The organism is Streptomyces europaeiscabiei, assembly GCF_036346855.1.
In the GTDB taxonomy this organism is placed as follows: Bacteria; Actinomycetota; Actinomycetes; order Streptomycetales; family Streptomycetaceae; genus Streptomyces; species Streptomyces europaeiscabiei.
On sequence record NZ_CP107841.1, the window covers coordinates 289,395 to 301,787 of the forward strand.

General features: G+C 69.8%; 9 protein-coding genes, 1 tRNA gene and 1 pseudogene. 8 read left to right on the forward strand and 3 right to left on the reverse strand.

The window, feature by feature from the left end:
• Positions 1–25: 25 nt before the first annotated feature.
• The 4 genes from OG858_RS01325 (at position 26) to OG858_RS01340 (ending at position 5,921) form a co-directional block, all read left to right on the forward strand.
• Complete coding sequence (locus OG858_RS01325) at positions 26–484, forward strand: GntR family transcriptional regulator (protein WP_319316017.1); 459 nt, start codon at positions 26–28, stop codon at positions 482–484.
• A complete protein-coding gene (locus tag OG858_RS01330; RefSeq protein ID WP_408059465.1) occupies positions 484–1,425 on the forward strand; it encodes an ABC transporter ATP-binding protein in 942 nt (313 codons plus the stop codon). The genes OG858_RS01325 and OG858_RS01330 overlap by 1 nt, the downstream gene beginning before the upstream one ends.
• Positions 1,422–2,441: an ABC transporter permease subunit gene (locus tag OG858_RS01335; protein WP_328545227.1), complete on the forward strand. Its 1,020-nt coding sequence runs from the start codon at positions 1,422–1,424 to the stop codon at positions 2,439–2,441. The genes OG858_RS01330 and OG858_RS01335 overlap by 4 nt, the downstream gene beginning before the upstream one ends.
• Positions 2,442–2,564: 123 nt before the next feature.
• Complete coding sequence (locus OG858_RS01340; protein ID WP_328545226.1) at positions 2,565–5,921, forward strand: S8 family peptidase; 3,357 nt, start codon at positions 2,565–2,567, stop codon at positions 5,919–5,921.
• A 672-nt stretch (positions 5,922–6,593) separates the two neighbouring features.
• Here the strand turns inward: OG858_RS01340 and OG858_RS01345 are convergent.
• Positions 6,594–6,667 (reverse strand) — tRNA-Met (locus tag OG858_RS01345).
• Between the two features lie 78 nt (positions 6,668–6,745).
• Between OG858_RS01345 and OG858_RS01350 the strand changes: the two are divergent.
• Both OG858_RS01350 and OG858_RS01355 read left to right on the forward strand, forming a co-directional pair.
• Positions 6,746–6,892, forward strand: a pseudogene (locus tag OG858_RS01350) (DNA-binding transcriptional regulator); the annotation flags it as partial.
• A gap of 1,066 nt (positions 6,893–7,958) precedes the next feature.
• On the forward strand, positions 7,959–8,225 hold the full coding sequence (locus OG858_RS01355) for a hypothetical protein (protein ID WP_256960395.1): 267 nt from the start codon (positions 7,959–7,961) through the stop codon (positions 8,223–8,225).
• A gap of 758 nt (positions 8,226–8,983) precedes the next feature.
• Here the strand turns inward: OG858_RS01355 and OG858_RS01360 are convergent.
• Both OG858_RS01360 and OG858_RS01365 read right to left on the reverse strand, forming a co-directional pair.
• Complete coding sequence (locus OG858_RS01360) at positions 8,984–9,349, reverse strand: hypothetical protein (RefSeq protein ID WP_328545225.1); 366 nt, start codon at positions 9,347–9,349, stop codon at positions 8,984–8,986.
• A gap of 234 nt (positions 9,350–9,583) precedes the next feature.
• Positions 9,584–10,495 (reverse strand): LysR family transcriptional regulator, encoded by a 912-nt coding sequence (locus OG858_RS01365; protein WP_086748259.1) that lies wholly within the window; start codon positions 10,493–10,495, stop codon positions 9,584–9,586.
• Positions 10,496–10,644: 149 nt separating this feature from the next.
• On the opposite strand from OG858_RS01365, the gene OG858_RS01370 reads away from it, so the two are divergent.
• Positions 10,645–11,091 (forward strand): nuclear transport factor 2 family protein, encoded by a 447-nt coding sequence (locus tag OG858_RS01370; RefSeq protein ID WP_319316031.1) that lies wholly within the window; start codon positions 10,645–10,647, stop codon positions 11,089–11,091.
• A 75-nt stretch (positions 11,092–11,166) separates the two neighbouring features.
• A complete protein-coding gene (locus tag OG858_RS01375; RefSeq protein ID WP_319266153.1) occupies positions 11,167–12,363 on the forward strand; it encodes an NAD(P)/FAD-dependent oxidoreductase in 1,197 nt (398 codons plus the stop codon).
• The last annotated feature ends 30 nt before the right edge of the window (positions 12,364–12,393 follow it).

Consider the following 12,393-nt stretch of genomic DNA (forward strand, 5'->3'; position numbering starts at 1 on the left):
ATCATTTCACTAGTCGACTAGTGAAATGGTGGTGAAGGGGTTGGAGTTCCGCATCGACAGGCGGAGCGGGGTCGCCGCCTATCAACAGATCGTTCAGCAGACCAAGCAGGCGCTGCGGCTCGGCGTACTGGGGCCCGGGGATCAGTTGCCCACCGCCAAGGCGGTTGCCCAGACCTCCGCGGTCAACCCCAACACCACGCTCAAGGCGTACCGCGAACTGGAGCGGGAGGGCCTGGTCGAAGCGCGGCCGGGACTGGGGACCTTCGTACGTCAGTCGCTTGCTCGTCCTCAGGCGGGGGCGGATTCGCCGCTGCGCGGTGAGTTGGCTGACTGGATGGACCGGGCCCGCGAAGCGGGTCTTGAGCAGGACGACGTGGCCGCTCTGGTCGCGTCGGTGATGGACGAGCGGTACGCCGGGACCGGGCCTGCCGCCGAGCACGAGCGAACAACAACAGGAACAACAGAAACAAGGGGACACGCATGATGAGCTATGAGACGGGTTACGGGGGGCCGGCGGACACCGCCGCGATAGAAGCCCGTGGGGTCGGCCGGAAGTACCGCCGGGGCTGGGCGCTGCGGGACTGCTCCTTCCGGTTGCCGGCCGGGCGCATCTGCGGTCTGGTGGGTCCCAACGGGGCCGGTAAGACCACACTGATGGCCATCGCCGCCAACCTGCTGGAGCCGACCACCGGCGCCCTGCGCGTGTTCGGCGCGGCCCCGGAGTCGGCGGAGGCCACTCGGCGTACCGCGTTCCTCGCTCAGGAGAAGCCCCTTTTCCGGCGATTCACCGTCGCCGAGACCCTGAGAATGGGCCGTGAACTCAACCCTGGCTGGGACCAGCGGGCCGCCGAGAACATCGTCCGCGCGGGCAACGTGCCCTTCGACGCGAAGATCGGCACACTCTCCGGCGGCCAGCGCACCCGGGTTGCCTTCGCCGTCTCCTTCGGCAAGCGTCCCGACCTGCTGCTCCTCGACGAGCCGATGTCGGACCTCGACCCGCTGGTGCGCCACGAGTTGATGGGCACGCTGCTGGCCGAGGCCACCGAGCGCGGCACCACCGTGCTGATGTCCACGCACATGCTCGCCGAGCTGGAGAACACTTGCGACTACCTGCTGGTCATCGCGGGTGGTGGACTGCGCCTGGCCGGTGAGGTCGACGAACTGCTCACAGCCCACGCCGTGCTGACCGGGGTCCACATGGACGGGCGGACGCCCCCGGAGCTGGCATACCACACCATGGTCGAAACACGTACCAGCGGACGGCAGTTCACCTCACTGGTACGTCCCGACGGACCCGTCACCGGCCCCTGGGAGGCGAGCACCCCGAACCTGGAGGAGCTCCTGCTCGCCTATCTGCGCTCGCCCGAAGCCCCGCCGCTGATCAGTCCCAGTTCCTACGTCGCCCCGCAGGCGGTGGCGGCATGAGCACGATGACCAGCACCGGCGGCACCGGCAGCACCTTCTCCGACTCCGCCCGCAGCGAGACCGGCCGTGGCCGTGGCCTCCGGCTCAGCGGCATGAACTGGCTCGTCTGGCGTCAGCACCGCGCCGCCTACTGGACGCTGCTGGCCGCCGCCGCGATCACCGTCGCGGTGATCGTCTACCAACGCCAGCAAATGATCACGTACCTCGACGGGTACGGCTACCCCGACCTCAAGTCGGGCTGGGAAACCAAATACGACCAGGATCCGCTCAACGTGGCCGCCACGACGCTCGGGTTCCTGCCCGTCCTGATCGGTGTCTTCGTCGGTGCGCCCCTGCTCGCCGGCGACCTGGAGACCGGCACCGCCAAGCTGGTCACCGCGCAGTCCGTCAGCCGCGTTCGCTGGATCGCCACCAAGCTCGGGGTGACCGCGCTCGTGGTCGTGGTGTGCACCATGGCGCTCTCCGCCGCGTTCACCTGGTGGTGGTCGCCCGTCAAGTCGTCGCCGTACGTCATGAGTTGGATCGACGGTCCCGCCTTCGACAACACCGGACCCGTGCCCGTGGCGCTCACCCTGCTCACCGTCGTCGGTGGCGTGGCGATCGGCATGCTGCTGCGCAGGACCCTGCTGTCCATGGTCGTCACCCTGGGCTTCGCCGTCGTGCTGCAGGTGGTCTGGTCGTACTTCCGGACGTCCCTCGGGAACGTCATCACGGTCACCACCCACAACGGTGTCGGGAACGACTCCACGCCGAACATGCCCGAGGGCGCCCACCAGCTGGACGAGTTCTACCTCACCGCCTCCGGCGACCTCATCGGCTGGGGCAGCTGCGCCGAGGCGACGGAGAAGGCCCGCGACGCCTGCCTGGACAAGGCACAGGTCGTCGGCTGGTCGGTCGACTACATCCCGATCTCCCAGATGTCCGCCATGCAGTGGCTCGGCGCCTCGATCCTGCTGGCCCTGACCGCCGGCATCGCGGCGTTCGTCATCCTCTGGGGTCGCAAGCGCCTCGTCTGACATCCGTCCGAGCGCCTCGTCCGACCCGACCCTCCTCGCAGTTCTCTCTCCGTACGCGGCCGAGCGGCCACAGCGTCGCTCCGCCGCGTCCCGAGGCTGCCCCGATTCGGTGAGCACATCGCCATGAACCATGTCGAAAGGCCCAAGTTGAAGTCGCACAAGCGCAGGAAACGCGTGGTCACCACCGTCCCGCTGGCGGCCGCCCTGGCGGCGGCGCTCGGCGCCGGGCTGCTGGCGAGCACGCCCGACAGCGCCAAGGCCGCGCCCTCCACCGGCACCGGCACCGGCGCCCCCGCCAGGACCGTCACCCTCGTCACCGGCGACCGGGTGACCCTCGACGCCGAGGGCAAGGTGACCGGTGTGACGGCCGCCGAAGGCCGCGAGGGGATGGCCTTCCGCATCCAGCAGGCCGCGGGCCACGCGTACGTCCTGCCGCGCGATGCCGAACCGCTGATCGCGAACGGGACCGCCGACCGGCGGCTGTTCGACGTGACGCAACTGGTGAGTTCGCGCTACGACGACGCCCGCCGCTCCGACCTGCCGCTGATCGTCACCTACGACAAGGGCGCATCCCTCTCGGCGAGTACGTTCCGCAGCTCGGGCGCGACCGTCCGGCGGGACCTGCCGAGCATCAACGGCGACGCCGTACGGACCCGCAAGTCCGAGGGATCCGCCCTGTGGGAGACCCTCACCAGCGGCACCGGCTCCGCGAAGGTCAGGAAGATCTGGCTGGACGGCAAGGTGAAGGCGACCCTGGACAGGAGCATGCCGCAGATCGGCGCGCCCGCGGCCCACGCGGCGGGATACGACGGCAAGGGCGTCGAGGTCGCCGTCCTCGACAGCGGCGTCGACTCCACGCACCCGGACCTGAAGGACCGGATCGCGGCGGCGAAGAACTTCTCCACCGCCGCGGACACCGTCGACCGAGCGGGGCACGGCACGCACGTGGCCTCGACGATCGCGGGTTCCGGGACCGTGTCTCCCGCGGGCGCGAAGTACGAGGGCGTCGCGCCCGGCGTCCGGCTCCTGGTCGGCAAGGTGCTCGACGACGAAGGCTCGGGTGAGGACTCTGGTGTCATCGCCGGTATGCAGTGGGCCGTCGCACAGGGTGCCAAGGTCGTCAACATGAGCCTGGGCGGCACCGACACCCCCGGCATCGACCCCGTCGAGCAGGCCGTCAACGACCTGTCGGCCAGTTCCGGCGCCCTGTTCGTCATAGCCGCCGGCAACGAGGGCCCGGGCGAGGGCACCATAGGCACCCCCGGCAGCGCGGCCGCCGCGCTCACCGTCGGCGCGGTCGACCGCAAGGACGCCATCGCCGAGTTCTCCAGCCGCGGCCCCACGGCCGACGGCTTCCTCAAGCCCGACGTCACCGCGCCGGGCGTGGACATCGTCGCCGCCAAGGCCGCCGAGGGCTTCATGGGCGACCCCGCCGCCGACGGCTATGTCTCCATGAGCGGTACGTCGATGGCGACCCCGCACGTGGCGGGCGCCGCGGCGATCCTGGCGCAGCAGCACCCGGACTGGTCGGGCCGGCAGATCAAGGCCGCCCTCACCGCCTCCGCGAAGCCGACCGCCGCCACCTCCGCGTACACGCAGGGCACCGGCCGGGTGGACGTCGCCAGGGCGATCGACCAGCGGCTCACCAGCAGTCCGACCGCGCTGGGCTTCGGGACACAGGCGTACCCCCACACCGACGACCAGCCGGTCAGCAAGGACGTCACCTACCGCAACGCGGGCACCGAGCCGGTCACCCTCGACCTGGCCACCGAGGCCTACGGCAACGACGGAAAGCCCGCCGCCGAGGGCCTGTTCACGGTCTCCCCGCAGCGGCTCACCGTCCCGGCGGGCGGTGAGGCGACCGCCACCGTGACCACCGACACCCGCGTGGGAACGGCCGACGGCAGCTTCGGCGGCTCGCTGACCGCCACCACCGCAGACGGCACCACGACCGCGCGCACCTCCCTGGGCGTGGTCCGCGAGGTCGAGTCGTACGACCTGACCCTCAAGCACCTCGACCTCAAGGGCAAGGCCCCAAGAGACGCCGCGACGGGTATCTACGGCCTGGACAACGACATCTGGACGGAGGCCGTCTCCGACAGGGACGGCGAGGTCACCATCCGTCTGCCGAGGGGCCGTTACGCCCTGGAAGGAATGTTCGTCACCGGCAGCGCCGGACGGTCCGTGCTGCTGCACCCGAAGTTCGCGCTGACCAAGGACACGACCCTGGTCATGGACGCCCGGAGGACGAAGCCCGTCAAGGTCACCTTGCCGGACGGCGCGGCCAAGCCCAATGGCGCGATGTTCTTCTTCCACGTCGACGTCAACGACAAGCCGTACACCTCTGTGTACGACGCCCCCTCTTTCGGCAGCATCCGCGTCGGACAGCTCGGTGCCCCGGCGCCGGCCGCCGAGGTGTCCGCGATGTACCACGGCATCTGGACCCACAAGTCCGTCAACTACCGGCTGGCCTGGAACCGTACGGGTGACCTGTCCGGCTTCACCAAGAACGTCAAGCGCTCGCAGCTCACCAAGGTCAAGGTCGTCGTCGGTGCGCCGGTCAAGGGCAGGACGGGGAGCGTCTGGGCCGCGCCGCTGATGCCCGGCGGCTTCTACAACCTCTTCCAGACCGAGGGCCGCCTGCCGCTGACCGGCACCGACTACGTACTGCCCAACGGAATCAAGTGGTTCTACCAGACCAGCCAGCTCGGCGCCCCCGACGCCGAGGGCGAGCCGACATGGGAGAACACACAGGTCAGCACGGCCAGGGCGTACGCGGCGGGCAGGGACTACACACAGCGCTTCAACATCGGCGTCTTCGGCCCGTCCCTCCCTTCGGACCCCTTGGCGAACGGCGGCGACAGTACCGGAGCGGTCCGCGTCGGCAACACCTTCGCGGCGTACGTGCCCTTGTTCTCCGACGGCGTCGGCAACACGGGCACCTCCACCCACACCAAGGCCAAGAGCTCCCTCTACGCCGACGGCAAGAAGATCTTCGCCGTGAACGACCCGCTGAACGGCGACTCGTACACGGTTCCCGCAGGCAAGCGCACGTACAAGCTCGGCGTGGACGTCTCCCGCGCTCCGGCGCAGTTCGCGGTCAGCACGCGGACGACCGCCACCTGGACCTTCACCTCGGCCCACGTCCCCGGTGACACCGCCAAGCGGCTCCCGCTGACCGTCGTCCGCTACACGCCCAAGCTGTCGACGGCCAGTACCGCCAAGGCCGGTACGACCCTCGCCGTGCCCTTCGGCCTGGAGGGCGCGGCCACCAAGGTCGGCACGCTGCGCAAGCTGGCCTTCACCGTCTCCTACGACGACGGCAGGACCTGGAAGAAGACCACCGCCGTGAACGGCAAGCTGCTCAAGCTGCGCAGCCCCGCCGAGCCCGGCCCCGTCTCCCTTCGCGTCGCCCTCACCGACGCCGACGGCAACACCCTGACCCAGACCATCCACCGCGCCTACCGCACCACCAAGTAGACGGACAGAGGACGCGGTTGGCCCCTGACGGTAGCCCGTCGGGGGCCAACCGCTTTGCTAGCAAGTCCAGTTCGGTGGTGTTGCGGAGCAGCGCGCGGCAAGGCGTCGTAGACGAGACACGCGGCCTTTCCCCGTGTCCCCGCCGAGTCCGGCGAGGAGGCGGGAGACGAGACGCCGCACGGACTCGGAGTGGACGGGCTCACAGCGGGCGAAGCGCGGGGCGCTCGCCGATCGAAGCAGCGCGGTGCACTCGCGGCTGAACCTCATCACGACGATGCGGGCGCGACGGCCGGCACGGGACCGACTGCGTGGCCTGACGTCGTCCATCCGGGCATCCCGCGCCTGCCCGCAATCGTTCGTCCTGCGGGTGGGGTGTCGGGCGCCGGGCGGGAAGCCTGACCGTCAGAGCCGGCCCTGCGCGGGCGGGACACAGCCGCAGCGGTCAGTGGTGCGCGTCCTGCCGGACGGCCTCGTAGCTGGCCGGCAGCAGCCCCTCCCCCGGCACGGTGTGAGCGGTACGGAGGTGGGGAGGGACAGGGGCGGATCCATCCCGACCGGATGTGGCCGAGCCCGCGAGGCCCGGCGCGGCAGACACCTTCTTTGGCACCGAGCCCGCGGGTCGGACATCGCGCTTCATGCGGAAGGGCCCGTTCACCCGGGCCCTTCCGTTCGTAGCGGGGACAGGATTTGAACCTGCGACCTCTGGGTTATGAGCCCAGCGAGCTACCGAGCTGCTCCACCCCGCGTCGTTGCTCCCACTGTACACACCATCCGTGCGGACCATGACGATTATGGAGTCGGCCGGGGATATGTGAGGAACGGCTCAGCACAGAGGTTTCGCGTTGTTGCCCGGCTTCAGGACCGAACTGACGGGTCTGAACCGCGACGAGGCCCTTGCGTTGCTTACCGCCGGATCGGCGCGCGGCGAGCAGGTGTTCGGCCTCGGCTCGGCACTCGCTTCGGACATGCGAATGGGACGGGAACGCCCAGGGTCTTCGGATACTCGCCCTGTGCGGCGTCGGTACGCGCATCATCTGGCGGCAGGCCGGGCGGTTCGTACGACGCGGACCACTGATACGCCAATAGGTTGATCTTGCCACGCGGCTCTCAAGTCCGATGATCTGCGGGTCGATGCCGCAAGGGGAACGGAGATCGTTCCGGAAGCACACGCCTTTAGGTCCCTCAAGGAGCGAACATGAACCCTGATCGCGGGCAGAGGTCGACGCTCGGTCCGCTCCCCAGAAGGGGGAGATGGACTGCCGGCGGCGCGATGGCATCGCTGGTGCTCGTGATGCTGGCCTTCAGCAGCCCTGCGCTGGCGACCGCTGCGCCCCAACCGGAGGCCCCGGTAAGCCAGGCAGACCCGGAACCCGACTGGGGCTATGGTGGAGTCCCGACCGGTCCTGCGGGTCCGGCCGGACCGGCAGGACCCACGGGGCCGACCGGGCCAGCTGGAATCGCAGGGCCCACGGGTGCAACGGGGGCGGCCGGACCCGCAGGAACCACAGGTGCAACCGGGCCGGCCGGACCGACAGGCCCTGCCGGAACCACAGGTGCAACCGGTGCTACCGGTGCTACCGGTGCAACCGGTGCAACGGGCCCGGCCGGTTCGCCGGGTACGCGCGAGGTCGTCACCTTGACCGAAGGCGTTGACGTGGGCGGCGGCCTCACTCGTACTCCGGTATGCCCGGAGGGGCTGGAGCCCGTCTCGGGCGGCGCGCAGTCGGGCACTACAGCGACGGTGATCGGCCAGTCCTACCCCAATACAGAGGCCAACGGCTGGACCACCAGTGTGACGAACAACTTCCCAGTCCCCCTCGACGTAACCTGGTACTCCGTCTGCGAAACGCCTGCATGAGGCGCACGGGGCGGCGCGTGAACGGGTGACCAGCGCGGCCGCCGGTTCGACATGGTCGACCTCGCCCCGTTCGGCTACGCCACCCCGCCGAGATCACCGCCTTCCTTGACCACCTGGCAGGCATTGAGTACCAACTCGGGCTCCTGCGCTCTTTCGCGGGCCTGCCGGCCACCGGCGAGATGCCCGAGTACCTCTTCGACCGGACCCACGGCGTCGTCGGCCTGCTGCGGCGCCTGATCGAGGACGACTGCACCGACGCGATCACCACAGGCGAAGAGCGCCTCACGCCCGGCCTGCTCGCGCGTGCCACGATCCGTCTGGGCAACCTCGACGATCTCGATCCCGGGGCCGGCAAGGTCCCCGACATCCCGCAGATGGCACCGCCTCGCCCAGCCAAAGCCCCGCCGCCGACGCGGACGAAACACTGTCCTCGACGACCGCGGTAACAGGTCGGCCGCAGGTGATCGACACGACCTCAGGGATGGCCTGGAACGGCGGGCGCCTCCATCACTGCGGGCGTGTCGTTGCCATCGCCCTCCGTGCCGGCCACGGTCGAGGCGTCCACGGCGACCAAGTTCACCGCCGTGCGCACCGTGGCAGTTGCCGGAGTTGGTCACGGCGGTGCACGGTGTGCAGTGTGCGTACGGTGTGCGGGCGGTGCGGGTGGCTGCGTAGTACCCCGACGAACCGGTGCGGTGTTGCGCCGTACCGGATACCGCCGATCGCGCGGGCGCCTCGCACGCCGAAATCGATGCGTTGGGCGTGGTGGCCGGCCCGGACCGCAGTGAAGAGCCGCGATGAACAGCCCGCCTCAACCGCAACCCAGCGGTTTCCGTTGAGGCCCTGTTCTGAGGTGGCGGCGACTCGTCAGGTACCGGGGCTGAGACGGTTCCCGGGGCGGGGGGCCATCCCGCGCGGAGCGCCATGATGCACGGCTTCGCCCGCGGCAACGGTCTGGTGTCGCCACAACCACAGGGACGTCACGGACAACAGCCCCATGAAGACCACCAGTAGGAGCAGAGACACCCACGTGGGCCGGCTCCCTGGATGCTCCCAACCCTCCCAAGCAGCCAATGCCGCCCACAGGGTGGCAGCCGCCGCATAGAAGACGCGAATCCGGCGCAGCTGCCGCACTGCCCGCAAGGGCATTGAGTGATCACTTTTCGGTGCCATGTCAGTCCGTGTACCCCCAACCTTCCCTGATTCACGAGGCCTGCGGCCAGAAGACCGGGCTGTAGGGGAGCCTGCCGACGCCTTCGGCGTCGAGTCGCGGCCTGCGGGGAGGGCTTGCCCCCTCCGATCCCGCTGCCCGCCTCGTCCGCCGGGGATGACGGGACGCCGCTGCGCTTGTGCGCCGACTGTCCGCAGGGGCGAACTTCGGGTCGGTGGCGGTCTTGGCGTTGGTGACGGTCACGGTCACGGTCACGGTCACGGTCACGGTCACCGGAGCGTCGGGCCTTGCGGTGAACGACTTGGACGGCTTGTAGAGGTCGTACCCGGCGGAGGCCTTGATCTCCTTGCCCCAGAGCTCCGTCTTCCGGCTCGACACCGGCAGTTCTCGGGAGGCCATGCCCTTGTTACCGCGACTGCCGCCTCTTCCTACGATTCGCCGCCCGACACCCCCGACGACTCCGCTGTGATCAGGAACCGCGGTCCGATCGCTGAGTAGGGATTCGTCAGCGAGGTCGTCTGTTGTACAGGTAGACATACGCCCCTCGCGGCGTCGGCTCTCCCCAGCCGACCGGAGCAGGGTCAGGCCGGCGCTGCCGGCTCCGGTCGAACCGACGCGGCTTGCGCTACCCGATCAACTGCCCGTCATCGGCTGCCGCAGGGAGATGGGACCGAGGTCAGCGGCGGTCTGAGCCAGTGCGCGGAGGGTGGGACCGTCGGCGGTGGATCGCCACGTGAGGGCCCAGTGCATGGTGGGGGCGTCGTGAATGGGGAGGAAGACGATGCCGGGGGGACGGTTGTAGCGGGCGGCGATCTCGCCCAGCGGGTGGACACACTGTCCGGAGGCGACCAGAGAGAGAACCTCGTAGAAGGTCCGCGCGGCGGGCCCGCGCGGGATACGGCGGCCGAGCGGCGTACGCGTGGGGATCATGGCCGCGATCCAGTACTCGGGGGCGTCGGGGCCGAGGTCGACGACATGGTTGTCGCCGAGGTCTTCCAGGGACGCGATGCCGCGCTCGGCCAGCGGATGGTCTGCCGCCACGGCGAGCACGCGGCCTCCGGTCAACACGGTCGGGCCGACCATGAGGTCCGGTTCGGCCACCGGAAGCCACAGCACGTGCGCGTCGTGCTCTCCGGTGCGCAGCGCGGTGAACGGGTCGCTGCCGTTGATCTCGCCGAACTGGACATCGCTGCCGGGGTGGCGGGAGCGGAAGGCCTCGATGAGGGGGCGCAGTTCGTGGCCGGCATGGCCGAACACACCCAGGCGCAGGGTCTGCCCCGTCCTCGCGCCTGCCGCTTCGGCGCGGGCGAGCCCCTCCCGGAGAAGGTCGATGGCCTGCTGGAGGTCCTCGCGGAGACGCCGGCCGACCGGGGTCAGGGCGACGCGCCGGCTGGTGCGGTCGAACAGAACGACGCCGAGGCGCCGTTCCTGCTTGGCGATGGCCTGACTGACACGGGCCTGGGACACATGAAGCCGCTCCGCGGTGCGTCCGAAGTGCAGCTCCTCGGCCAAGGTCAGGAAGATCTCGATGTCACGCAGCTCCATGCACAACCCCCGTCCATGCATAACCACCACATTATGAATAGCCCAAGGAACCTTACATTGTTCCGCCGGCCCGCCCCGCCGATGCTGGATGCATCACCACCGGACAGGCGGCACACGCCTGACGCACACATGGATGGGGAGGGAAACCGATGGGCGACATGCGGGCCATCGCCGATCGCATCGAAATAGAGGCGCTGCGAGCCGAGCTCACGGACGCGGTGATGATGCGTGACTTCGACCGCGCCGTCTCGCTGTTCACGCCCGAGGGCGCCATGGGCTGGCCGCACATCGACAAGGAGTTCGTCGGCCGCGAGGAGATCCGCGTGGGGATCGAGTGGGGCCAGTCGCTCTGGGAGTTCTTCGTGCAGAACGTCCACCCGGGCGTCATCCGGCTGGACGGCGACACCGCGGCCGGCCGGGCGTACATCCAGGAGTTCGGACGGATGCGCGACGGCAGCTCCCACCTGAACTACGCCTTGTACCACGACCGTTACGAGCGAACCGCCGACGGCTGGAAGTTCAGCGAACGCATCTACGAGGTCCGGTACCTGGACTCCACCCCGCTCCGTGTCTCGTCGCCGGAGCGCCTCGTCTGATCCGTCCCGCACGCCGTCATGGCGTGCCGAGTCGACATCTTGCATGCGAATCCCCCAAAGCGGAGGAAAGAAACCATGGCTGAGAACACCGAAGTCGTCGTGATCGGAGGCGGTTACGCCGGGGTGATGGCGTCCAACCGGCTGATGCAGCGCGACGACGTGACCGTGACGCTGATCAACTGCCGCCCGGACTTCGTCGAGCGGATCCGGCTGCACCAGCTGGCAGGCGGGACGCACGACGCCGTCAGCGACTACCGGAAGGTCCTGGGCGAGCGCGTCCGGCTGGTGGTCGACACCGTGACCCGGATCGACGCGACGGGGCGCGGGGTGGAGCTGGCGAGCGGCGACACGGTCGGCTACGACTACCTGATCTACGCGGTGGGCAGCGGCAGCGCCGACCCGGGCGTGCCCGGAGCTGCCGAGTTCGCCCACCCGATCGCCACGTTCGAGGAGGCGCAGCGGCTGCGGTCGGTCCTCGACGCCGCTCCCGCCGCGGCCCCTGTGATGGTGGTCGGAGCCGGTCCGACCGGTATCGAGACCGCCGCCGAACTGGCGGAGGCGGGCCGCACCGTGACCCTGGCCTGCGGCGGGCTGCTCGGGCCCTACCTGCACCCGAACGGCCGCCGCTCGGTCGCCGAGCGGCTGGCCCGCCTCGGTGTGACCGTGCTGCAGGGCCCCGGCACAAAGGTCACGGAGGTGACCGGCGACACCGTGCGGCTCGGCGACGGCCGTGAGCTGTCGAGCGAGGTCACCGTCTGGACCGCCGGGTTCGGCGTGCCGGACCTGGCCGCCCGGAGCGGGCTCACCACCGACGCCCTGGGCCGGCTGCTCACCGACGAGACCCTGACGAGCGTCGACGACGAGCGGATCGTCGCCGCCGGGGACTCGGCGGCACCGTCGGACATGCCGTTCCGGATGAGCTGCCAGGCCGCCGGCCCGCTGGGCTCACACGCCGCCGACACGGTGCTCAGCCGCATCGCGAACAAGCGGCCCGCACCGATCGACCTGGGGTTCGCCGGCCAGTGCATCAGCCTGGGGCGCCGCGCGGGCATTTTCCAATTCGCCCACAAGGACGACACCGCCAAGCGGCTCCACCTTGGTGGCCGAACAGGCGCGAAGGTGAAGGAACTCGTGTGCAAGCTCACCATCAAGCAGCTGGTGAACGAGGCGCGCAAGCCCGGCTCACACACCTGGGCCAAGGGCGAGCAGGGCCGCCGACTGCTGCGGACCCAGCGCCGCGAGACGGCGGCCACCGCCGAACGGTCCGCCTGAACCACGCACCGGCAGCCGGCGTGGGGCCGC